This is a genomic window from Pseudomonas sp. R3.Fl, from assembly GCF_023516765.1.
In the GTDB taxonomy this organism is placed as follows: domain Bacteria; phylum Pseudomonadota; class Gammaproteobacteria; order Pseudomonadales; family Pseudomonadaceae; genus Pseudomonas; species Pseudomonas citronellolis.
On record NZ_JAMGSO010000001.1, the window covers coordinates 6,906,232 to 6,927,173 of the forward strand.

23 protein-coding genes and 2 tRNA genes are annotated in these 20,942 nt (G+C 68.5%); 20 read left to right on the forward strand and 5 right to left on the reverse strand.

The genetic code is table 11. The features are described from left to right. Positions 1–61 precede the first annotated feature (61 nt). From M8R19_RS30475 to M8R19_RS30550, 16 genes are all read left to right on the forward strand, one after another. Positions 62–1,984 carry a propionyl-CoA synthetase gene (locus tag M8R19_RS30475; protein ID WP_249919830.1) on the forward strand — a complete coding sequence of 641 codons (1,923 nt, stop codon included), beginning with the start codon at positions 62–64 and terminating at the stop codon, positions 1,982–1,984. Between the two features lie 64 nt (positions 1,985–2,048). Continuing rightward, complete coding sequence (locus M8R19_RS30480; protein WP_074979613.1) at positions 2,049–3,053, forward strand: quinone oxidoreductase family protein; 1,005 nt, start codon at positions 2,049–2,051, stop codon at positions 3,051–3,053. Between the two features lie 181 nt (positions 3,054–3,234). Next, positions 3,235–4,227 carry an AraC family transcriptional regulator gene (locus tag M8R19_RS30485; protein WP_009619907.1) on the forward strand — a complete coding sequence of 331 codons (993 nt, stop codon included), beginning with the start codon at positions 3,235–3,237 and terminating at the stop codon, positions 4,225–4,227. 134 nt (positions 4,228–4,361) lie between these two features. Continuing rightward, positions 4,362–5,591 (forward strand): styrene monooxygenase/indole monooxygenase family protein, encoded by a 1,230-nt coding sequence (locus M8R19_RS30490; protein WP_249919831.1) that lies wholly within the window; start codon positions 4,362–4,364, stop codon positions 5,589–5,591. 5 nt (positions 5,592–5,596) lie between these two features. Beyond that, complete coding sequence (locus M8R19_RS30495) at positions 5,597–6,799, forward strand: OmpP1/FadL family transporter (RefSeq protein WP_249919832.1); 1,203 nt, start codon at positions 5,597–5,599, stop codon at positions 6,797–6,799. A gap of 14 nt (positions 6,800–6,813) precedes the next feature. After that, positions 6,814–7,305, forward strand: coding sequence for a flavin reductase family protein (locus M8R19_RS30500; protein WP_074979621.1), 492 nt, complete (start codon positions 6,814–6,816; stop codon positions 7,303–7,305). A 170-nt stretch (positions 7,306–7,475) separates the two neighbouring features. Then, positions 7,476–7,844, forward strand: coding sequence for a VOC family protein (locus tag M8R19_RS30505; RefSeq protein ID WP_249919833.1), 369 nt, complete (start codon positions 7,476–7,478; stop codon positions 7,842–7,844). 70 nt (positions 7,845–7,914) lie between these two features. Then, positions 7,915–8,943 (forward strand): ring-hydroxylating dioxygenase ferredoxin reductase family protein, encoded by a 1,029-nt coding sequence (locus M8R19_RS30510; protein WP_249919834.1) that lies wholly within the window; start codon positions 7,915–7,917, stop codon positions 8,941–8,943. Positions 8,944–8,953: 10 nt separating this feature from the next. Further along, on the forward strand, positions 8,954–10,279 hold the full coding sequence (locus M8R19_RS30515) for a M20 family metallopeptidase (RefSeq protein WP_009619915.1): 1,326 nt from the start codon (positions 8,954–8,956) through the stop codon (positions 10,277–10,279). 16 nt (positions 10,280–10,295) lie between these two features. Continuing rightward, positions 10,296–11,033: an aspartate/glutamate racemase family protein gene (locus M8R19_RS30520; RefSeq protein ID WP_249919835.1), complete on the forward strand. Its 738-nt coding sequence runs from the start codon at positions 10,296–10,298 to the stop codon at positions 11,031–11,033. Positions 11,034–11,046: 13 nt separating this feature from the next. After that, on the forward strand, positions 11,047–12,489 hold the full coding sequence (iaaH, locus tag M8R19_RS30525; RefSeq protein ID WP_249919836.1) for an indoleacetamide hydrolase: 1,443 nt from the start codon (positions 11,047–11,049) through the stop codon (positions 12,487–12,489). A gap of 29 nt (positions 12,490–12,518) precedes the next feature. After that, on the forward strand, positions 12,519–13,265 hold the full coding sequence (locus tag M8R19_RS30530; protein ID WP_249919837.1) for an SDR family NAD(P)-dependent oxidoreductase: 747 nt from the start codon (positions 12,519–12,521) through the stop codon (positions 13,263–13,265). A gap of 34 nt (positions 13,266–13,299) precedes the next feature. Then, positions 13,300–14,259, forward strand: a complete 960-nt coding sequence (locus M8R19_RS30535; protein WP_249919838.1) for a VOC family protein — start codon at positions 13,300–13,302, stop codon at positions 14,257–14,259. Then, entirely contained in the window at positions 14,256–15,092 is an 837-nt protein-coding gene (locus M8R19_RS30540; RefSeq protein ID WP_249919839.1) for an alpha/beta fold hydrolase, read from the forward strand. The genes M8R19_RS30535 and M8R19_RS30540 overlap by 4 nt, the downstream gene beginning before the upstream one ends. 4 nt (positions 15,093–15,096) lie before the next feature. Continuing rightward, positions 15,097–15,522 (forward strand): lipocalin-like domain-containing protein, encoded by a 426-nt coding sequence (locus tag M8R19_RS30545; RefSeq protein WP_009619921.1) that lies wholly within the window; start codon positions 15,097–15,099, stop codon positions 15,520–15,522. A 312-nt stretch (positions 15,523–15,834) separates the two neighbouring features. After that, positions 15,835–15,908, forward strand: a tRNA-Cys gene (locus M8R19_RS30550). Positions 15,909–16,137: 229 nt separating this feature from the next. Here M8R19_RS30550 and M8R19_RS30555 read toward each other — a convergent pair. From M8R19_RS30555 to M8R19_RS30565, 3 genes are all read right to left on the reverse strand, one after another. After that, positions 16,138–16,488: a type II toxin-antitoxin system RelE family toxin gene (locus M8R19_RS30555; RefSeq protein ID WP_116425311.1), complete on the reverse strand. Its 351-nt coding sequence runs from the start codon at positions 16,486–16,488 to the stop codon at positions 16,138–16,140. Continuing rightward, positions 16,469–16,726, reverse strand: a complete 258-nt coding sequence (locus M8R19_RS30560; protein ID WP_074979635.1) for a type II toxin-antitoxin system Phd/YefM family antitoxin — start codon at positions 16,724–16,726, stop codon at positions 16,469–16,471. The genes M8R19_RS30555 and M8R19_RS30560 overlap by 20 nt, the downstream gene beginning before the upstream one ends. Positions 16,727–17,233: 507 nt before the next feature. Continuing rightward, a complete protein-coding gene (locus tag M8R19_RS30565) occupies positions 17,234–17,584 on the reverse strand; it encodes a hypothetical protein (RefSeq protein ID WP_009619928.1) in 351 nt (116 codons plus the stop codon). 431 nt (positions 17,585–18,015) lie between these two features. On the opposite strand from M8R19_RS30565, the gene M8R19_RS30570 reads away from it, so the two are divergent. Then, positions 18,016–18,441: a styrene oxide isomerase gene (locus M8R19_RS30570; RefSeq protein WP_074979636.1), complete on the forward strand. Its 426-nt coding sequence runs from the start codon at positions 18,016–18,018 to the stop codon at positions 18,439–18,441. 305 nt (positions 18,442–18,746) lie between these two features. On the opposite strand, the gene M8R19_RS30575 is transcribed toward M8R19_RS30570, so the two are convergent. Further along, positions 18,747–19,166: a LytR/AlgR family response regulator transcription factor gene (locus M8R19_RS30575; RefSeq protein WP_249919840.1), complete on the reverse strand. Its 420-nt coding sequence runs from the start codon at positions 19,164–19,166 to the stop codon at positions 18,747–18,749. A 410-nt stretch (positions 19,167–19,576) separates the two neighbouring features. Here M8R19_RS30575 and M8R19_RS30580 point away from each other — a divergent pair. Both M8R19_RS30580 and M8R19_RS30585 read left to right on the forward strand, forming a co-directional pair. Then, a tRNA-Leu gene (locus M8R19_RS30580) sits at positions 19,577–19,663 on the forward strand. Positions 19,664–19,858: 195 nt separating this feature from the next. Further along, positions 19,859–20,074 (forward strand): hypothetical protein, encoded by a 216-nt coding sequence (locus M8R19_RS30585; RefSeq protein WP_009619935.1) that lies wholly within the window; start codon positions 19,859–19,861, stop codon positions 20,072–20,074. 126 nt (positions 20,075–20,200) lie between these two features. Here the strand turns inward: M8R19_RS30585 and M8R19_RS30590 are convergent, their stop codons facing one another. Beyond that, positions 20,201–20,419: a hypothetical protein gene (locus M8R19_RS30590; RefSeq protein ID WP_009619937.1), complete on the reverse strand. Its 219-nt coding sequence runs from the start codon at positions 20,417–20,419 to the stop codon at positions 20,201–20,203. A 143-nt stretch (positions 20,420–20,562) separates the two neighbouring features. Between M8R19_RS30590 and M8R19_RS30595 the strand changes: the two genes are divergently transcribed. Then, entirely contained in the window at positions 20,563–20,940 is a 378-nt protein-coding gene (locus M8R19_RS30595; protein WP_064582945.1) for a LexA family protein, read from the forward strand. The last annotated feature ends 2 nt before the right edge of the window (positions 20,941–20,942 follow it).

Consider the following 20,942-nt stretch of genomic DNA (forward strand, 5'->3'; position numbering starts at 1 on the left):
CCTGCGGCGCCGTGTTTCCCGCGGCGGGTACGGGCCCGGATGCAACCCAGAGAACAACAAAATGAACGAAATCCATGCGTGCCCCAGCGCCGGGCAGGAAGACGACAGCCACTACCGCCAGGAGCACCGCCGCTCGCTGGCGGAGCCGCGGGCATTCTGGGCCGAGCAGGCGCGGCACCTGCACTGGCACCGCCCCTGGGACGAAGTGCTCGACGAAAGCCGGGCGCCCCTGTACCGCTGGTTCGCCGGGGCCGAGTTCAACACCTGCTACAACGCCCTCGACCGCCACGTCGAGGGCGGGCGCGCCGAGCAGGCCGCGCTGATCTACGACAGCCCGGTCAGCGGCCGCTGCGAAACCTACAGCTACCGCGAGCTGCGCGACCTGGTGGCGCGCTTCGCCGGCTGCCTGCGGGCGCTGGGCGTGGAGCGCTCGGACCGCGTGGTCATCTACATGCCGATGGTGCCCGAGGCGCTGATCGCCATGCTCGCCTGCGCGCGGATCGGCGCGGTGCATTCGGTGGTGTTCGGCGGCTTCGCCGCGCCGGAGCTGGCCAAGCGCATCGAGGACGCGCAGCCGAAACTGGTGGTGACGGCCTCCTGCGGCATCGAGCCGACCCACACGCTGGCCTACAAGCCGCTGCTGGACCAGGCCATCGCGCTGTCGGCGCACAAGCCCGCGCACTGCATCCTGCTACAGCGCCCGCAGCTGCGGGCCGAACTGGTTCCCGGGCGGGATCTCGACTGGCAGGCGGCCATGGCCGCCGCGCAGCCGGTGGACTGCGTGCCGGTCGCGGCCACCGACCCGCTGTACGTGCTCTACACCTCCGGCACCACCGGCAAGCCCAAGGGCGTGGTGCGCGACCACGGCGGCCATGCCGTGGCCCTGCATTACTCGATGCGCGCGGTGTACGCGGCGAAGCCGGGCGAGGTCTTCTGGGCCGCCTCCGACGTCGGCTGGGTGGTCGGCCATTCCTATATCGTCTATGCGCCGCTGCTGCTCGGCTGCACGACGTTGCTCTACGAAGGCAAGCCGGTGGGCACGCCGGATGCCGGGGCGTTCTGGCGGGTGATCGCCCAGCACCGCGTCAGCACCTTCTTCACCGCGCCCACCGCGCTGCGGGCGATCAAGAAGGAAGACCCCCAGGGCGAGCGGCTGCGGCACCACGACATCGGCTGCCTGCGGGCGCTGTTCCTCGCCGGCGAGCGTTCCGACGCTGACACCATCGCCTGGGCCCAGTCGCTGCTCGGGGTGCCGGTGGTCGACCACTGGTGGCAGACGGAGCTGGGCTGGCCGGCCATCGCCAACTGCCAGGGCATCGAGGCGCTGCCGGTCAAGCCGGGCTCCTCCAGCGTGCCGGTGCCGGGGTTCGACCTGCAGGCGCTCGACGCCGAGGGCGCGCCGGTCGCCGCCGGGCAGATCGGCAACCTGGTGCTGAAGCTGCCGCTGCCGCCGGGCACCCTGCCGACGCTGTGGAACGACGTGCAGGGCTACCTCGACAACTACCTGGCGCGCTATCCCGGCTACTACCTGACCGGCGATGCCGGTTACGTCGACGCCGACGGCTACGCCTGGATCATGTCGCGCATCGACGACATCATCAACGTGGCCGGCCACCGCCTCTCGACCGGGGCGATGGAGGAGGCGCTGGCCGGGCACGCGGACGTCGCCGAATGCGCGGTCATCGGCGTCGCCGACCCGCTCAAGGGGCAGTTGCCCCTGGGCCTGGTGGTGCTCAAGGCCGGCGTCCGGCGCCCGGCGGAGGCGCTTGAACGGGAGCTGATCGCGCGGGTGCGCGAGCAGATCGGCGCGGTGGCCTCGTTCAAGACCGTGCTGATAGTCGCGCGCCTGCCGAAGACGCGCTCGGGCAAGGTGCTGCGCTCCACCATGCGGGCCCTCGCCGATGGCCAGACGCCCGTGGTGCCGGCGACGATCGACGACCCGCGGGTGCTCGAGGAAATCGCCGCGGCGCTGGGCAAACGCTGAAACGTACCCCGGCGGAGGTTCCCGCAAGGGACCATCCGCCCCACCTTCGAAGGGGAGGAGAGACATGAGCCTGCACACGGGCAGAGTCATCCGCATCGACCAGCCGGGCGGCCCGGAGGCGCTGCGCGTGGTCGAGGTCGCCGTCGGCGAGCCCGGCCCGGGCGAGGTGCGCATCCGCCACCACGCCGTCGGCGTGAACTTCCTCGACATCTACCAGCGCAAGGGCCTGTACGGCCTGCCGTTCCCGCTGCAGCTCGGCATGGAAGGGGCCGGCGTGGTCGAGGCGGTCGGCGCCGGCGTGGAGCACCTGCGCGCAGGCGACCGCGTGGCCTACGCCGGCTTCCCGCCGGGCGCGTACTGCGACGTGCGGCTGATGCCGGCGATGACGGTCTGCCGGCTGCCGGACGCGATCGACTTCGAGACCGGCGCGGCGATGATGCTCAAGGGCTGGACGGCCTGCTACCTGCTGACGCGCTGCCCCCCGGTGGAAGGGCTGCACCCCGGCGATAGCGTGCTGTTCCATGCGGCGGCGGGCGGCGTGGGCCTGATCGCCTGCCAGTGGGCGAGGGCGCTCGGCCTGCAGTTGATCGCCACCGCCGGCAGCGACGAGAAGTGCCGGCTGGCGCTGGAGCACGGCGCCGCGCACGCGATCAACTACCGCCGCGAGGATTTCGTCGAGCGGGTGCGGGAAATCACCGGCGGGCGCGGCGTCAAGGTGGTGTACGACTCGGTCGGCCGCGACACCTTCGAAAAGTCCCTCGACTGCCTGGCGCCGTTCGGGCTGCTGGTGGCCTATGGCGACGCTTCCGGCCCCGCGCCGGCCATCGCGCCGCTGCAACTGGTGAGCAAGGGTTCGCTGTACCTCACCTACCAGGGCCTGTGGCACCACGTGTCGAGCCGTGAACGGGCCCAGGCGCTCAGCGACGAGCTGTTCGCCAGGGTGGCGCGGGGCGACGTGCGCATCCCGCTCATGCAGCGCTATCCGCTGGAGCAGGCCGCCGCCGCGCACCGCGACCTGGAAGCCCGGCGCACCTCGGGCTGCATCGTGTTGTTGCCGGCGGGCGCCTAGTTCCATCGCCCGCCGGTTTTCTGTAGCTCCTTGTGTAGCTCCTTGGTTTGCCCGTGCCCCTGGGCACGGGATTTTTTTCCAGCCCATACCGGGCAGGGCGCTTCGCGGGGTAGGGTGGACGCGTGCGGGCCGGCGCGGCGAAGCGGGAACCTGGCATGGCGATATCCCTTGGGAGGCGAAGATGACGACAGTGCCCGACAGCTGCCACCTGAACCGCGATGCGCTGCTGCATTCGCAGGACCTCGACGAGACGCGCCGGCTGGTGGCCTCGGTGTTCTGCGAGCACCGCCTGGAGCTGCGCCAGGCGGCGACGCGCCTGGACTACCGGCACCAGCACCTGCGCACCGAGCAGTTGAGTTTCAGCAGCATGCGCTACGGCGCCGAGGTGCACATCCGCCCCGGCGAGCTGGGCTCGTTCTACCTGGTGCAGCTGCCCTTCGCCGGCCACGACCGGCAGCGGATCGGCCGCCGCGAACTGCTCAGCGACAGCCTGCACGGCAGCATCCACGCGCCTGACGAGAGCCTGGAGATGAACTGGAGCGGCGACTGCCAGAAGCTGGTGGTGCGCATCGAGCGCGGTGCCCTCGAACGGCATGCCGGCGCTCTGCTCGACCACGACCTGCGCCAGCCCCTGGCGTTCCACCCGCTGATGGACCTGCGCAACCCCGCCGGGGCGGTCTGGGGGCAGACGGCGCGGCAACTGTTCGACGTGCTGCAGCGTGCCCCGCAGCTGTTCGAGATGCCCCTGGTCAGGGCGCAGTTCGAACAGACGTTGATGACCACGCTGCTGACCTGGCAGCCCAACACCCTGAGCGAGCGGCTCGGCGAGCCCTCGGCCCAGGTCCTGCCGCGCCACGTCAAGCGGGCCGTCGACTACATCCAGGCCCACGCCGAACAGCCGATCAGCGTGGAGACGCTGGCGGCCATCGCCGGCGTCAGCGGCCGCTCGATCTACCACGGTTTCCAGCGCTTCCTCGGCGTCAGCCCCATGCGCTACCTGCGCGACGTGCGCATGGAGCGCGTGCACCAGGACCTCAAGGACCCGCGCCAGCCCGCGCGGGTGACCGAGATACTCGCCCGCTGGGGCTTCTTCCAGTTCGGCCGCTTCGCCATCGAGTACCGCCAGCGCTACGCCGAGACGCCGCGCCAGACCCTGGCCCGGGGCCGCGCCTGAGGCCCCGCGAGCTTCTTGCAGTATTCGCATGATCGCTGCAGGGCCTGCATATTCGCTGTATCCGCCTTGCTCCACATTGACGGCCGTGGCTGCACCCGCAGCCACCGCCAAACTTGATGATGGAGTAGGACCGCATGAGAAGAATAACTATCGTCGGTGCCGGACAGGCCGGGCTGCAACTGGGCATCGGCCTGCTCAAGCAAGGCCATGACGTCACCCTGGTCTCCAACCGCAGCGCCGCGGACATCGCCGCCGGCCGCGTGCTGTCCAGCCAGTCGATGTACGACATGGCCCTGGGCTTCGAACGCGAGCTGGGCCTGGCCTTCTGGGATGACAGCTGTCCGCCCACCGTGGGCGTGCACATGCGCGCCGGCAACGCCGAGGGCCTGATGGTCGACTGGCGCGCGCCGATGAGGGCTCCCGGCCAGTCGGTCGACCAGCGGATCAAGATGCCGCGCTGGATGCACGAGTTCGAGCGCCTGGGCGGCCGGCTGCTGATCGAGGAGGCGGGGCTGGAGGACCTGGAGCGCTACGCCGCCGCCTCCGACCTGGTGATAGTCGCCAGCGGCAAGGGCGAGATCGGCAAGCTGTTCGAGCGCGACGCCGAGCGCAGCACCTTCGACCGCCCCATGCGCACCATCTCGCTGACCTACGTGCACGGCATGCTGCCCCGCGAGGACTACAGCGCGCTGAACATCAGCATCAACCCCGGCATCGGCGAATACGTCAACTTCCCCTGCCTGACCTTGAGCGGGGCAGGGGACATCATCAACCTCGAATGCATCGAGGGCGGCCCGATGGACCGCTGGGCGGAAGTCAGCACGCCGGCGGAACACCTGGCGCTGGCCGTGGAGCTGATCGAGCGCTTCTTCCCCTGGGAGGCCCCGCGCTGCCGCAACCTGCGGCTGACCGACGACCTCGGCATCCTGGTCGGGCGCGTCACGCCCACCGTGCGCAAGCCCATCGGCTACCTGCCGTCCGGGCGCACCGTGCTGGGCATGGCCGACGTGCTGGTGCTCAACGACCCCATCACCGGGCAGGGCTCGAACAACGCCAGCAAGTGCGCCCGCGTCTACCTGGACGCCATTCTCGAACAGGGGCAGGCGCCCTTCGACGACGCCTGGAAGAACGCCACCTTCGAACGCTACTGGGACTACGCCCAGTGGGTCGCGCGCTTCACCAACACCCACCTGCTGCCGCCGCCGGAATCGGTGCTCAAGGTGTTCACCGCCTGTGCCGCCGACCCGGCGCTGGCCGCCGCCGTGGCCAATGCCTTCGACGACCCGAAGAGCCTGGTGCCCTGGTACTACGACAGCGCCGAGGCCGAGCGCTTCATCGCCTCCTTCAGCGCCGCGCGAGGGTGACCGCCATGCCCGTACCGCACAACAAAGCGCTGTTGTCAGGCCGCGCCGGCGCGCTCGTCGCCTGCCTGCTGCCGCTGCAGGCCGCCTGGGCCACCCAGGGCACCTTCCCGCATGGCTACGGCGTCAAGTCCGAGGGCATGGGCGGGGTGGTCATCGCCCTGCCGCAGGACTCGCTGGTCGGCGCCTCCAACCCGGCCGGGATGGTCGCGGTCGGCGACCGCCTGGACGTCGGCGCCGCCTTCCTCAAGGCCGACAACGGCGCCGAGTTCGCCGGCAACACGATCAGCGGCTCCAAGGACCGGGACCTGTACGTGATCCCGCAGTTCGGCGCCAACAAGATGCTCGACGACGTCAGCAGCCTGGGCATCTCGGTGGTCGGCAACGGCGTGGGAACCGCCTACGCCCGCGACGCCGACTTCGGCGGGCTGCGCAACCCCGGTTCGCAGTTCCAGCAGATGGTCGCCACCGCCAGCTACGCGCGCAAGCTCAACGAGCAGCACAGCGTCGGCGTGGGCCTGATGCTGCTGCGCCAGGTGCTGGACATCGACGGCACCGCCAGCATCGGCCTGCCCCAGGGGCGCGACGAGTCCTATGGCGCCGGCCTGCGGCTGGGCTGGATCGGCCAGCTGACGCCCGAATGGAGCCTCGGCGCCAGCTACGCCACCCGCGGCTACATGTCGAAGATGCACCGCTTCGACAAGCTGCTGGCCGATGGCGGCGACCTCGACATGCCGTCCAACTGGGCCCTGGGCGTGGCCTGGAAGCATGGCCCGCTGACCCTCGCCGCGGACATGCAGAAGGTCTACTGGAGCGACGTCAGGTCCCTCGGCAATCCCGGCGTGAGCCGCGCCACGGGCGCGCCCGGGGACTCCGACGGGCCCGGCTTCGGCTGGCGCGACCAGCGCATCTGGCGGGTGGGCGCGGCCTGGGACCTGAACGAGAGGCTGACGCTGCGGGCCGGCTACAACGACGCCAACCAGCTGCTCGATGGCCACGACACCTACCTGGGCATCCTGGCCCCGGCCGCCAACCACAGGCACGTGACCTTCGGCGGCACCTACCGCTTCACCGGCGGCCACGAACTGTCCCTGGCCTACGCCCGTTCCTTCAAGGACAAGGTGGAAGGCGAGGGCGCCGGCCCGGATGCGGTCACCTCGCCGTACATGGGCCAGCACTGGCTGTCCCTGAGCTACGGCGTGGCGTTCTGAGCGGAGGCATTGCCATGATCGAAAGAGCCCAACTGCGCCAGGCCCTCGGCCAGTTCGCCACCGGCGTCACCATCGTCACCACCCTGGACGGCGAGAGCTGGCCCATCGGCGTCACGGCGAACAGCTTCAACGCCGTTTCGCTGGAGCCGCCGCTGGTGCTGTGGAGCATCGGCAAGTCCGCCTACAGCTACCCCGCGTTCGCCGGTTCCGAGCACTTCGCCGTGCACGTGCTGGGGGAGGGGCAGCGGGCGCTGTCCGACCGCTTCGCCCAGGCCTCGACGGACAAGTTCGCCGGCCTGGAGGTCGGCGCCGGCGTGGGTGGCGTGCCCTTGCTGCCGGGCTGCCTGACGGTGTTCGAGTGCTCCACCGAGCACCGCTACGACGGCGGCGACCACCTGATCCTGGTCGGCCGCGTGCTGCGCATGGCAGCGCCCGAGCCGGACATGCGGCCGCTGCTGTTCCACCGCGGCCGCTACCAGGACCTGGCCCGCGCGCAGAGCGCCTAGCGGGCCCGCACGGCGGCCCGGGAGGGGCCGCCGTTTCTCCTCCTGCGGCGCTGGGTTTATTTGCGCTGGCGGGATAACCGGGGAACCCATTGGAGTGTGGGCGCCACCCCCGGTTCCTATGATCGGGCCATGACAACGAAAGACGCCCTGCCTGCTCCGGAGGCCTTGCAATGATTGGATACACGCTGTTGGGCAGCAACCACCTGGAACGCGCCCGCGCCTTCTACGGCGCCTTCCTCGGCGCCATGGGCGCCACCGCGCTGCTGGAGTCCCCGCGCCTGAGCCTCTACGGGCGGGCCCCGGAACAGCCGATGCTGGGCGTCTGCACGCCCTATGACGAACAGGCCGCGCAGCCGGGCAACGGCAACATGGTCGCCCTGGCGGCCGGTTCCCGCGAGCGGGTGGAGCAACTGCACGCCCTGGCCCTGGCGCTGGGCGGCAGCGACGAAGGACGGCCCGGCGAGCGCTTCCCGGGTTTCTACATGGCCTATTTCCGCGATCCGGACGGCAACAAGCTGGCGCTCTTCCACAAGGACTGAGCCGGCGGGCCGGACCGCCGCCGGCGCGCCGGGCCACCGCACCATCGACGTATCCCGTGGGACCCCACTCATGAAAGACCAGACACACCAAGTCACCGTGAACTTCTCCGACGGCGTCAGCCGCAGCTTCAGCGTCGCGGCCGACGCCAGCATCCTCGACGCCGCCCTGGAGGCGCAGGTGCCGCTGCTGTACCAGTGCCGTTCCGGCAGCTGCTCCAGCTGCATCGCCCACCTCGCCGACGGCGAGGCGGTCACCCGCCCCGGCGCCAGCTCCACCCTGCTGGCCAGCGAGTACGCCGCCGGCCAGCGCCTGCTGTGCCTGTGCCAGGCGCAAACGGACTGCACCTTCGAGCTGGCCTATGGCAGCGAGGTCGGCTCGGGCGCGGCCGGAGAGGTGCATGCCTTCGTCGACTCGGCCGAGCGCATCGCCAGCAACGTGGTGCGCCTGCGCCTGGAACTGGCCGAGGGCGAATGCCTGGACTTCCGCCCCGGGCAGTTCATGCAGATCCAGGTGCCGGGCTTCGAGGTGCTGCGCAGCTACTCGCCGTCCAGCACCCCCGCCGACCTGCCGAAGCTGGAGTTCCTCATCCGCCTGCTGCCCGGCGGCGCCATGTCCAGCTACCTGGAAGAGCAGGTCAGGCCCGACGAGGTGCTGACCCTCAGCGGCCCCTACGGCGCCTTCTTCCTGCGCGAGGAGAAGCGCCGCGCGCCGCACATCTTCGTCGCCGGCGGCACCGGCCTGGCGCCGATCCTGTCGATGATCGACACCCTGCACAAGCTCGGCGGGCGCAAGCCGCCGATGCTCCTGAGCTTCGGCTGCGCCACCCCGGAAGTGCTGTTCGGCCTCGACGAGATCGAGCTGCGCAAGCAGTGGCTGCCGAGCCTGGAAGCGCGCATCTGCGTGGACCGCGAGCCGCGCGAGGGCCTGCACCACGGCAGCCCGGTCAACGCCCTGCGCGAGGGCGACGTGAGCGGCCCGGACTGCGTGGCCTACCTGTGCGGCCCCCAGCCGATGATCGATGCCGCCACGGCGCGGCTGATCGAGCTGGGCGTCGCCCCCGAAAACATCTTCAGCGAACAGTTCGTCGCTAGCCACTGAGGGCGCCAGCATGCAACCCACCACCTCCATGCCGTTCTCCGCCGAGCAGATGAAATGGTACGAGCAGGCCTGCGCCAGGCTCGACGCCAGGCGCCTGCAGGACCTGCTGTTCGCCATCACCGACATCCACAGCCCCACCGGCTCGGCCCGGGCCGTGGGCGAGTTCATGACCGCCCACCTGAAGCAGATCGGCATGCCCGCCCGCTACCAGCCGATGAGCTTCACCAGCGGCAACGTGCTGGGCGAACTGCGCGGCAGCGGCGGCGGCGCCAGCGTGATGCTGTACGCGCCGCTGGACACCCACCTGGAATGCGACGAGGCCGAGAAGCTGCTGACCGGCGAAGCCGGCCAGGCCGACATGCTGCCCAAGGCCCAGCAGGTCGACGACTGGGTGTTCGGCCTCGGCGCCTCCAACCCCAAGGGCATGATCGCCACCCTGACCGAAGTGGCCACCGCGCTGATCGAGGCCGGGGTGCCGCTGACCGGCGACCTGCTGCTGGGGCTGGCCGACGGCGGCATGCCGGTGGACATCTCGGCGCGCCAGCATTCGGGCATGTCCAACGGTGTGCTGCACCTGCTCAACCGCGGCGCCGCGCCGGACTTCGCCATCATCATGAAGCCGTGGAACTGGGTGTACCACGAGGAGCCGGGCATGGCCTGGTTCAAGCTGCGCGTCTACGGCAGCCTCGGCTATGCCGGGGTGCCGCGCGGCACCCCGGGCTTCCGCAGCTCGGTGGTGCCGGCGGCGGCGGTGGTCGGCGAGCTGGAGCAGTGGATCATCGACTACGCCGAGCGCAACACCTCCGGGGTGGTCAAGCCCCACGGCTGGATCGCCGGCATCCGCGGCGGCGACGTCGAGCGCCCGGCGTTCCCCTCGGCGGTCACCGAAATCTTCTTCGACGTGCGCATCAACCCGCGCAGCAGCCCGGGCGACGTCAAAGCGCAGTTCGCCGCATTCGTCCGCGACCTGCAGGCGCGGCGCCCCGACCTGGAACTGGAGTGGGACATGTACGGCTCCGTGCCCGGCGGCAGCACCGACCCGCAGAACTGGATCGTCCAGTCGTGCAAGCGCGGCTGGGAGCACATCGAGCGGCGCCCGCACGGCACGCCCGACTGGCTCGGCGGCCAGACCGACGGCGCCGCGCTGCGCCGCTACGGCGTGCCCACCGCGCGCATCGGCTGGCCGTGGCCGGCGCAGGGCGCGCCCTTGCCGGTGGCCGAGGGCCTGGGCGGCATGGGCGCGACCTACGTGCCCGACCTGATGCCCTGCGCGCGCAAGATCCTCTACGCGCTGATCGACACCCTGACCCGTCCACGCCAGCAACTGGGCCTCTGAGCCCGGGAGAACGCAGATGCGCAAGCGCGTGAAAATGATCTTCCCCGTGCCGCTGAGCGAGCAGACCCGGCCCCTGGTCGAGTCCCAGCTGCCGGCGGCGTTGCAACGCCCGGACATCGAGGTGTGCTTCGTCGGCGCCGGCAGCGTCTCGACCCTGGCCGACAGCTACTACGACATGGCGCTGATGGAGCTGGCGGTGATCGAGGCCGGCATGCGCGCCGAGGACGAGGGTTTCGATGCCGTGTGCATCAACACCGTCAGCGACTCGGGCCTGGCCGCGCTGCGCGCCCGGCTGTCGATCCCGGTGCTGGCGCCGGGGCAGAGCGCCTTCCACCTGGCCTGCGCCCTGGGCCACAAGTTCAGCGTCCTGACCATGTGGCCGCGCTGGTTCCCGCTGTACCGCAAGACGCTCAGGGAGTACGGCCTCGAATCACGGCTGGCCTCGCTGCGCTCCATCGACGTGCGCCCGGACACCGAGGCCCTGCTGCAGGGCAAGGAAGAGGTGGTCTTCGCCAAGCTGCTGGACGCCGCCCGGCTGGCCATCCACGAGGACGGCGCCGAGGTGATAGTGCTGGGCTCCACCACCATGCACCAGTCCCACGCCTTCCTCAGCCAGCACCTGGACGTCCCGGTGCTCAACCCCGGCGTCATCGCCTACAAGCTGTGCGAGGTGCTGCTCGACCTCGGCCTCGCCCACAGCAAGCTTGCCTATCCCAGTCCGGAGCGACTCAAGGACGAGGCGTTCAGCCGTTGAACGGAGCCACCGCATGAAACTCTTCCAAGACTCCCCGACCCTTGCCGACCTGACCATCGCCGAAGCCGTCACGGCGTTCCGCGATGGCGTACTGAGCAGCACCGAACTGGTCTGCGCCTGCCTGGACCGCGCCGAGGACGGCCGCGAGCTGAACGTCTACGTCACCCTCAACGGCGACGGCGCGCTGGCCGAGGCCAAGGCCGCCGACGCCGCGCGCCGCGCGGGGCGGCGGCAGAAGCCGCTGTCCGGCATCCCCATCGTGGTCAAGGACAACATCCACGCCGCGGGCCTGCCGTGCACCGCCGGCACGCCGGCGCTGGCCGGCTTCGTCCCGCGCCAGGACGCGCCGACGCTGCAGCGCCTGCGCGACGCCGGGGCGATCCTGCTGGGCAAGACCAACATGCACGAGCTGGCCTTCGGCGCCACCGGCTACAACGCCGCCTTCAACACCGGCAGCCAGCCCGGCGTGCGCAACGCCTACGACAGCGAGCGCATCGCCGGCGGCTCGTCCTCCGGCAGCGCCGCGGCGCTGGGCGCGCGCATGGCCCTGGCGGCGCTGGGCACCGACACCGGCGGCTCGATGCGCATTCCCTGCGCGCTCAACGGCTGCTCCTCGCTGCGCCCCAGCGCCGGCCGCTACTCCAGCGAAGGCGTGATCCCCATCGCCCGCAGCCGCGACACCGTGGGGCCCATGGCCCTGTGCATGGCCGACGTCGCCCTGCTCGATGCCTTGATCAGCGACGAATACGCGCTGCCGCCGGTGAGCCTGGACGGGCTGCGCCTGGGCATCGTCGAGGACTTCTGGAGCCATCTGGACGACGACGTCCGCGAGGTGGCCGAGGCCGCCCTGGCGAAGCTTTCCAGCCATGGCGTGAGCCTCGTCGAACTGCCGGAGACGCGCCTGCAGGAACTGAATCGCGCCGTCGGCTTCCCGGTGGTGATCCACGAGGCCTACGACTCGATGGTCGCCTACCTGCGCGACGAGGGGCCGGGCATCACCATCGAGGAACTGGCCCGGGACATCCACAGCCCGGACGTGCGCGCCATCTACGAGCAGTGGGTGCTGCCGCGCAAGGCGCCGGGGGAGGGCGGTCTGGTGGACGTCGCGCCGCTCTACGAGGCGGCGCGGAACACTGCCCGCCCGGCGCTGAAGGAGCACTACCAGGACCTCTTCGAGCAGTACCGGCTGGACGCCCTGGTGTTCCCCACCACGCCCATAGTGGCGCCGCCGGCCAGCGACCAGGTCAACCTGCCGGAGTTCTTCGAGCGGCTGATCCAGAACACTGAGCCGGCCGCCAGCGCCGGCCTGCCGGGCATCCAGCTGCCCATCGGGCTGGGCCCGCGCACGGGGCTGCCGGTGGGCCTGGAACTGGACGCGCCCTTTGGTTCGGACCGCCGCCTGCTGGCCGTGGGCATCGCCCTCGAAGCCGTGCTCGGGCGCATCCCGCCGGCCTGACGCCGGTCGCTTTCCCTGGAGGAGCAAGCATGAATCTGGACAACAAGGTGATAGTCGTGACCGGCGGCGGCAGCGGCATCGGCCGCGAGGCCTGCCTGGCGCTCGCCAGGGCGGGGGCCCGGGTGGTGCTGGGCAACCGCGATGCGCAGGCGGGGGCGGAAGTGCTCGATGAGATCGCGGCGGCCGGCGGCCAGGCGCTGTTCCTGGCCACCGACGTGTCCCGCCCCGCCGACTGCCGGGCCCTGGTGGCGCTGGCCGTGGAACGCTACGGGCGGCTCGACGGCGCCTTCAACAACGCCGGCCTGCAGCGCGCGTTCCACGACATCCACGAAACGCCCCTGGCAGAACTCGACGAGGTGGTCGACATCAACCTCAAGGGCGTCCTCTACATGATGAAGTTCGAAGCCGAGGCGATGCTGCGCACCGGCGGCGGCTCCATCGTCAACAACGCCTCGATCTTCGGCCTCAAGGCGATGCCGCGCACCGCCGGCTACGTGGCCGCCAAGCACGGCATCGTCGGCGCCACCCGCGCCGCGGCGCTCGACTACGCAACCCGCGGCATCCGCGTCAACGCCCTCTGCCCCGGGCCGATCAAGACGCCGAGCTTCGACCGCGTCACCGGCGGCGACGACCACCTGTACGACGACGGCGTGCCCATGCGGCGCATCGGCCAGCCCGGGGAGGTCAGCGCGGCGCTGCTGTGGCTGCTTTCCGGGCAGGCCTCCTACGTCACCGGGGCCACCCTCTCGGTCGATGGCGGGATGTCGGCGGAATGACACACACATGGACCAGCGCAGGAGAGGCGCAAGCATGATCAGGGCACTGAGCTACGTGATAGTCGGCACACCCAACCTGCCGGCCTGGCAGAAGCAGGCGGCGGAACACATCGGCCTGCAGGTGGAGGTGGTCGAACCGGGGCGCTGCGTGCGCCTGCGCGCCGACCAGAAGGTCCAGCGCCTGCTGCTCGAAGCCTGCGAAGGCGAACCCAGCATGGGCATGGGCTTCGAGGTCGGGGACGCGGAGGAGCTGGAGCAGGCCGCCCGGGCGTTGACGGCGGCGGGCTACCCGGTGACCCGCGGCACGGCGCAGGAGAACGCCCTGCGCGGCGTCGCCGGGATGCTGCATTTCCGCGACCCCGACGGCGTGCGCATCGAGGTGGCCTGGGGCCTGGCCGACGCCGCCAGCCCCTTCGTGCCGGGGCGCCCGCTGGGCGGTTTCCGCACCGGCGAGCTGGGCATCGGCCACGTGGCGCTGATCACCGCGCACTTCGAGCAGATGTGCCACCTCTACAAGGAGGTGCTGGGCTTCAAGGTCAGCGACCGCGCCCGGGCGCCGTTCCGCGTCGAGTTCCTCCACGTCAACCCGCGCCACCACACCCTGGGCATCGCCCACACCGGCGGGCCGGCGAAGATCTACCACATGATGCTGGAGTACAACGACTTCGACGACCTCGGGCGGGCTTACGACATGGCGCTGGCCGACCCCGAGTGCATCGGCGTCACCCTTGGCCGGCACATCAACGACCACGTCACCTCCTTCTACCTGAAGAACCCCGATGGCTGGATGTTCGAACTCGGCTGGGCCGGGCGCACCATCGGCCCCGACTGGGAGGTGGAAGAACTGCAGGGCATGAGCCTGTGGGGGCACGACCGCACCTGGCTGCCGCCGGACAAGCGCGAGGAGGCCAGGCAGATTCTCAAGCGCCTGGCCGCGCAGGGCATGCGTGCTCCCGTCGTTACCACCAGCCAGACCGCAAAGGCCAGACAATGACTACCCGGACATCGCCAGAAATCGCCAACAGCCTTCGCATCGGCGACTGCACCATCAACTACCACGACCAGGGCAAGGGTGAGCCGATCCTGCTGATCCACGGCTCCGGCCCGGGCGTCACCGCCTGGGCCAACTGGCGCGGGGTGATCCCCGAACTCTCCGCGCGCGCCCGGGTGATCGCCCCGGACATGCTCGGTTTCGGCTACACCCAGTGCCCGGCCGGCCGCCGGCTGGACCCGGACGCCTGGGTCAAGCAGCTGACCGGCCTGCTCGACGCCCTGGACATCGCCAGCGTCTCGGTGGTCGGCAACTCCTTCGGCGGCGCCATCGCCCTGGCCCTGGCCCAGCGCCACCCGCAGCGGGTGAAGCGCCTGGTGCTGATGGGCTCGGCGGGACTCTCGTTCCCCATCACCGAGGGCCTGGAGAAGGTCTGGGGCTACCAGCCCTCGCTGCAGGCCATGGGCGAGCTGATGGGCGTGTTCGCCTACGACCATTCGCTGATCAACGACGACCTGGTGCGCATGCGCTACGAGGCGAGCATCCGCGACGACGTGCAGTCGCGCTTCGCCCAGCTGTTCCCCGCGCCGCGCCAGCAGGGCGTGGAGATGCTCGCGGTGCCCGAGGCGGCGCTGCGCGAGCTGCCCCAGCAGACCCTGATCATCCATGGCCGCGACGACCGGGTGATACCGCTGGAGGTCTCCGAGCGCCTGCTGCGCCTGATCCCCCATGCGCAACTGCACGTGTTCGGCGAGTGCGGGCACTGGGTGCAGATCGAGCGGGCGCGGGACTTCACCCGCCTGTTGATCGACTTCCTCACCAACCCAGCGGAGTGACCGCATGAACGCAACAGACATCCACGGCCGCTGGGAAATCCTCGCCTGGGAACAGCTCTACGACGACGGCCGCGTGGTCCACCCGATGGGCGTGGAACTGGAGGGCTTCATCGAATACGGGCCGCACGGCATGTTCTGCGTGGTCGCCAGGAAGAACCGCGAGCCATTCCGCAGCGGCGGGCAATGGTCGGCCAGCGACGCCGAGAAGGCCGCCGCCTACGGCAGCTACCTGACCTACGCGGGCGGCTACGAAGTGCAGGGCGACACGGTGCTGCACCACGTGCGCCACAGCCTGTTCCCCAACTGGGAGGGCGGCAGCCAACGGCGCATCGCGCAGCTGGAAGGCGACGTCCTGGCGCTCAGCGCGCGCCTGGAGGAGGGCACCCCCGAGGCGCGAACCGCCAGGTTGCTGTGGCGGCGGGTAGGGTAGCTGCCGCCGTTTCGATCCTGTTCCAGCAGAGTGCCCACCTTCGCCAGGGTGGGCGCTCGGTGCCGGATGGCCTGCCGCAGCTATTCGGGGTTGCGTCGAGTTTGTGGCCTTCATGGGCCCGCTTCCGCCCCGGCAGCCGGCAATGAAGAAATTTAATCTCAGGTGTTGCCAGCCTTGTCCCATTAGTCCATAATCCCGCCCATCGAAAGCGCAGGGCGATGAAAACTCTGTGTAATCAATAGGTTAGAGCTTGAAATAAAGCCAGGCCGAACAGAATTGCAGCAAGCCGCAGCGCGGTTTGCCAGGTTAAAAGGCTGAGTAGCAGAGTGGTTATGCAGCGGATTGCAAATCCGTGAACGCCGGTTCGATTCCGACCTCAGCCTCCAATAGAAAAGCCCCGTAGATCACTGATCTACGGGGCTTTTTTCATTTCAGCCGAAAGGCCTATCGTTTCCGCAATCAAAGGCTGCCTGATTGGGCGGAGGCCTGGATCATCGCGTCACGACCAGTAGGGAAGAGCAGGAATGAAAAGGCCGTACTCGATGGTGCGGCCTTGTCTGGGCATCGCTGTCTTCCCATGTCGCAAGAACCGCACAGGGAATCCCGCTTCAAGAGTCAGCGCTTCTTCGATTCGTTGTAGACAGCGCTGCGTTCGCGCTTTCCAACTGCTACGACTTCAACCACGATCTCGGTGTCATGCACTTGATAAACGAGCCGGTAGCCGGAAGCGGAGAGCTTGATCTTATAGCGGTCCTTGTTTTCGCTGCCATGAAGCTTGTCCTTTTCGACGCGAGGGTTGACCAGCCTTTCGCCGAGCTTCTTGATCAACTGAGTCTTCACCGGGCCCTTGAGCCTATCCCATTCTTTGAGCGCGGTTTCTTTGAACTTCAGCGTGTACTGCTTGATGTCTTCCTGGTCTTGCTGAGGTGCTTTGATCTGTTTGTTGTTACCGGTTTTTGAGGTCATCCAGAGACACCGTTACCGAGGATTCGTCTTTACGCTCATCAGCGAGGCGACCCAGGTAGATGTCGTCGAGTAACTCGATCATCCGCTCGTACTCGTCCGCAGGAACCGCGTAGAAGACCGGTTCGTTACGGTTGAGAATCGCAACAGCGTGGCCCATTCCAGCGCCCACTGTACCCATGGGATCTTTTTTCAACTCGGTGATGGAGGCCGTAACATCGGCCAGCAGCGCATGCGGCATTTACAAGTTCTCCCTGCGCACTCTTGCGCGCATTTCCCCGTGGGGAACCGCCAGATTCTCCCGAGATTGGGAAGGAGGGCGGTATCAACAGTGCAGCTCTCCATCGGTAGCCGGCCTAAGCACGGGACAGGAAGATGGCGAACTGGGTTGCACTACGGTCTGGACAGAAGTCGGACAGGCCGCAATGGATCGTATCGGGATGGCTGTTCAACTCCCGGACCGGGCGAAATTAGCACTCTTGAAAGTGTCTTTCAATGCTCTCTAGAAGGCGCTCTAAAGGTCAGGTTGTACGTAGTCGACGAGGAAAACGATGATTCCGGCGAGCCTGGGTGATGGGTGAAATGATCCACTACCGTTCGTCGAACTGGGATCGATGCAGAAAATCAGGCCACTGGAGAGAACACGGCTTCGTCTCTTCGGACTAGGCGCTCTGCCCTTGCGGCGCACACGAAAAAGCCCCGTGGGTTCGCACCCGCGGGGCTTCGGCATTCCAGTGCGGCGCTGGATTTACTTCTTGCCGCCGAGGGCGCCGCCCGCCGCGCCACCCAGGCCGGCGCCGATGGCCGCGCCGGTGCTGCCGCCGAGCTTGTTGCCGATGAGCGAGCCACCGGCGGCGCCCAGGCCGCCACCGATGGCGGCCTTGGTCTTCCTGCCTTTCTTGGCGGTGGCCGCGCTACCTGCCGCGCCGCCGACGCCGGCGCCGATCGCGGCACCGGTGCTGCCGCCCAGTTGCTGGCCGACGACGTTGCCCAGGGCGCCACCCAGGCCGCCGCCGACGGCTGCCTGGGTACCGCCGCCAGCCATGGCGGCTTGGGCGAAGAGCAGGCTCAGGGCCAGGGCGGGGAGTGCTTTGCGCATATTGCTAACCTCGAGGAATGAAGGGCGGCAGGCTTGCCGCCCGGGATGGTCGATGGAGCGTCCGGATCGCAGGGCGATCCGCAATGTGAATTCGCTGGCGGTGTCAGACCGGCCGCAGCCGTTCCGGTTCCCGGGGCGGCGGAATTCTACCGGGCCCGGCGCTACGTCGCTCGTTTCCTTGTCTGCCGGTGAATGCCGGATGCCATCCATGGTTCGCCGTGGCATACTGGCACTTTGGAATTGCGCTGCTCAAGGATGAGAGATGTCGCGCTTCGAATGGCTCGTCGTGGCCGCCGCCTGTCTTTTCATCGCCTGCTATCTGGCGGTCTACCTGTTGCTCCCGTACGAAAACATCGCGCCCGGCTGGTTGCCGCTGCGCTAGGCCGCGCCGTCTAGAGTGAAGGGAAAGCCCGATCGCGGAGGGGCCCGGTATGGCTGGCGTGAATCGGCGGTTGCTCTGGCACGGCTTGCTGCTGCTGTTGCTCGGCCTGCTCACCGGGCTGGTCGAGGCGCAGTTGAGCAATCCGCGCATGGTCCTGGCGGCCCACCTGGAGGGCATCCTCAATGGCCTGCTGTTGCTGGCGCTGGGGGCGATCTGGGATGAGGTGGCGCTGTCGCGCAGGTGGCAGGGTGTCACTTTCTGCGCATTGCTCTACGGCGCCTATGCCAATTGGGCCTTCACCTTGCTCGCCGCGGTTTTCGGCACCGCGGCCATGTCGCCCGTCACCGCCGCTGGGCATAGCGGGGAGCCCTGGCAGGAGCTGCTGGTGACCCTTGGTTTCGTCAGCGTCGGCCTGGCGATCATCGTCGCCATCGGACTGCTGCTCTGGGGATTGCGCGGCAGGGTGGCGCGCTGAGAAGGGCAAGTGGCTGGCCGTCGCGTCCCTGCTCGGCCGGCCATGTCCTCAGCAAGAGGGCCAGGCATATTGCCATTACGCGACAGCGAAATAAACATACATCCTCGATTGCATGTATGCGAATCGCTCATACCTTGAGCTGATGCAAGTTTTCACTCGAACGATGGACAGCGGAAAGGAAGAAGCCCCGCTGTGAGGCGAGGCTTCTTCGTACTGCCGATGGGGGCTGGTCCGTCAGCCTTCGTGCAGTATAGATGTGTGATGTTACTTTGATATTGCAGGTGGTCGAGCGATATGCCCTTTCGTCAGCCAGCCCGCAGGGCAGGGGCTGTTTGTGGGCTGGCCAGCATGGAAGGTGGCAGTGGCCCGTCCAGGGTGGCGATCACGGTCGCTCCGCCGCGGGCCCGCAGCAGGTTGCGAACCACGCCGACGCGCTGGCGGCTCAGGGGCAGGCGGGTTTCCGTGCCGTCGATGCCGATGCTGGCCGAATAGGCGTCCCAGCGCAGGTTGTTGACCAGGCTGCGGCGCACCAGGTGGCTGCGATGGATGCGGATGAACTCCTCCGCGAACTCGATTTCCAGGGCCTTCAGGGTGGCGTCGAAATGGATGCGGCCCTTGGCGGTGAAGGCCGTCACATACTTTTCTTCCGCGCTGAAATGCGTGATGTCCTTGGTTTCGATGACGACCAGGGACCTGCCCACGCGGGTGGCAATACGTTGCCTCATCGGACCTCTCCTGTTTGGCGTTTCGTGATCCACTGAACGTCAAAGTCTTGTACCGATGATGGCTCTGTGCCGGCTTTTCGACAGTTATGTGAATGGGTTCACACTGGTCCGCTGTCCGGGGAAGGCGGCGGAAGAAAAAGCGGCCGCATCCGGGGTAATGCGGCCCAAGACGGAGTCGGCTTCCCTTCCGCCCCGTGGGTGGGCAGCTTATGCGACAGGGGAGATGGCAAAAAGCCGGTAATTCCGACTAGTCCCTTGTGCAGGGCGCCCGGAAAGAAGGGAATCGGCTGTGCCATCAAGCGCTTACGCCCATGGCCCCGGCTTTACCGCAACGAGTCGACTCGGTATAGTCTCGGCCCTTCCACATTGCCCGGTGGCCGCGCTCTTCCGGCCTCGGCAATGCCCGCCCGGCTCGGATGGTGAAATTGGTAGACACAGCGCACTTAAAATGCGCCGGCCTTACGGTCTTGCGGGTTCGAGTCCCGCTCCGAGCACCAGAATCCCCCCTCTGCATTCCCAGCTTCCCGATTCGGCAGCGTGACAATCGGCCGCGCTGCCGATGCCTGCCGCCGCGTCATCCGCCGGCTTGCGCACGGGGCCTGCGTTCGACCATTGGTCAGAATGCAACTCGCTGAAATCTTTGAGAAATATTGTTGTCCTAGGGTGCTCGCACTTTGTCATGAGGACCTGACGTGCAACGTGCAGCCCGCAACATCCGCAAGGTGCTGGACTCGGTAGCCAGCAACAACGAAGCCACTGCCATCGAAGTGATGCGCGCCGTGGAGCAAGTGCCCGACGAACTGCTGCGCCAGCGGTTGCTCAAGGCCATCCACCACCTGAACCAGGATGCAGCCGAATTGCGCGCCCTGCGCGACGAGGTCACCGGCGCGGACATTCGCCTGGCTTGAGGTCGGGTAGCCGGGGGAGCCGGCCTGCTCCGGGGCTGTCCAGCCTCGCCCGTCGGGCGAGAAAGCCGGGGCAGGGGCCTGTGCGGGGTTTCCGAAAAGCCTGAATGACGGCGGCCTGCTGCCGCTTCAGCGATGACTCCACGTTAGCCAGCCGGCATGGCGCCTGCGCGGGGCCGCCTGCGGCTGCGCCTGGGGCGCCGGCGCCTCGTGGGGGTGAGCCTGGGCCTCGCTGCGCGAATGCAGCCGGGCCCTGCGCATGGGCACGCGCAGGAAGGCCCACAGGGTGACGCCCGCCAGCAGCAGCCAGCCGAAAATCATGAGTGTGACGAACGTGCCAGGATTCATGCTGAAACTCCTCGCCCCCACACGAAGGATAGACCACGCAGGCGCGCTTGCCGGCGGCTGTCAATGGAGTGGGGAATGGCTTGCCGGGTTCACATTGTTTCTGGTATCTGTATGTATGTACAGTATTCCGAGGATGCCCCGTCATGTCTCATACCGCTTTCCTTCCTGCCGCCGCCGATCCGTCGGCGTTCCTTCAGGCGCAGCCGCGGTCGCTGGATGACCTGCTCGAGCTGCACACGCCCCATACCTACATAGTCCGCGCACATGGCGATGGTATGACTGGCGCCGGCATCCACGACAACGACCTGCTGGTGGTGGACCGCGCCTGCCTGGCCAGCTCCGGCGAGGTGGTGGTGGCCGCGGTGAACGGCGAGCCGCTGATCCGCCGCCTGGACATCATCGATGGCGGCTACGCGCTGCTGCCGGCCAACGACCGCTACCCGCCGATCCGCATCGGCGAGGGCGACGAACTGGCGATCTGGGGCGTGGTGCGCTGGAACCTGCACCGCCTGGCCAGCTGAGC

Bases quoted from the DNA above. Each gene is read 5' to 3' on its own strand.
- M8R19_RS30475 (WP_249919830.1), top strand. From the start codon at position 62: ATGAACGAAATCCATGCGTGCCCCAGCGCCGGGCAGGAAGACGACAGC.
- M8R19_RS30480 (WP_074979613.1), top strand. From the start codon at position 2,049: ATGAGCCTGCACACGGGCAGAGTCATCCGCATCGACCAGCCGGGCGGC.
- M8R19_RS30485 (WP_009619907.1), top strand. From the start codon at position 3,235: ATGACGACAGTGCCCGACAGCTGCCACCTGAACCGCGATGCGCTGCTG.
- M8R19_RS30490 (WP_249919831.1), top strand. From the start codon at position 4,362: ATGAGAAGAATAACTATCGTCGGTGCCGGACAGGCCGGGCTGCAACTG.
- M8R19_RS30495 (WP_249919832.1), top strand. From the start codon at position 5,597: ATGCCCGTACCGCACAACAAAGCGCTGTTGTCAGGCCGCGCCGGCGCG.
- M8R19_RS30500 (WP_074979621.1), top strand. From the start codon at position 6,814: ATGATCGAAAGAGCCCAACTGCGCCAGGCCCTCGGCCAGTTCGCCACC.
- M8R19_RS30505 (WP_249919833.1), top strand. From the start codon at position 7,476: ATGATTGGATACACGCTGTTGGGCAGCAACCACCTGGAACGCGCCCGC.
- M8R19_RS30510 (WP_249919834.1), top strand. From the start codon at position 7,915: ATGAAAGACCAGACACACCAAGTCACCGTGAACTTCTCCGACGGCGTC.
- M8R19_RS30515 (WP_009619915.1), top strand. From the start codon at position 8,954: ATGCAACCCACCACCTCCATGCCGTTCTCCGCCGAGCAGATGAAATGG.
- M8R19_RS30520 (WP_249919835.1), top strand. From the start codon at position 10,296: ATGCGCAAGCGCGTGAAAATGATCTTCCCCGTGCCGCTGAGCGAGCAG.
- iaaH (WP_249919836.1), top strand. From the start codon at position 11,047: ATGAAACTCTTCCAAGACTCCCCGACCCTTGCCGACCTGACCATCGCC.
- M8R19_RS30530 (WP_249919837.1), top strand. From the start codon at position 12,519: ATGAATCTGGACAACAAGGTGATAGTCGTGACCGGCGGCGGCAGCGGC.
- M8R19_RS30535 (WP_249919838.1), top strand. From the start codon at position 13,300: ATGATCAGGGCACTGAGCTACGTGATAGTCGGCACACCCAACCTGCCG.
- M8R19_RS30540 (WP_249919839.1), top strand. From the start codon at position 14,256: ATGACTACCCGGACATCGCCAGAAATCGCCAACAGCCTTCGCATCGGC.
- M8R19_RS30545 (WP_009619921.1), top strand. From the start codon at position 15,097: ATGAACGCAACAGACATCCACGGCCGCTGGGAAATCCTCGCCTGGGAA.
- M8R19_RS30555 (WP_116425311.1), bottom strand. From the start codon at position 16,488: ATGACCTCAAAAACCGGTAACAACAAACAGATCAAAGCACCTCAGCAA.
- M8R19_RS30560 (WP_074979635.1), bottom strand. From the start codon at position 16,726: ATGCCGCATGCGCTGCTGGCCGATGTTACGGCCTCCATCACCGAGTTG.
- M8R19_RS30565 (WP_009619928.1), bottom strand. From the start codon at position 17,584: ATGCGCAAAGCACTCCCCGCCCTGGCCCTGAGCCTGCTCTTCGCCCAA.
- M8R19_RS30570 (WP_074979636.1), top strand. From the start codon at position 18,016: ATGGCTGGCGTGAATCGGCGGTTGCTCTGGCACGGCTTGCTGCTGCTG.
- M8R19_RS30575 (WP_249919840.1), bottom strand. From the start codon at position 19,166: ATGAGGCAACGTATTGCCACCCGCGTGGGCAGGTCCCTGGTCGTCATC.
- M8R19_RS30590 (WP_009619937.1), bottom strand. From the start codon at position 20,419: ATGAATCCTGGCACGTTCGTCACACTCATGATTTTCGGCTGGCTGCTG.
- M8R19_RS30595 (WP_064582945.1), top strand. From the start codon at position 20,563: ATGTCTCATACCGCTTTCCTTCCTGCCGCCGCCGATCCGTCGGCGTTC.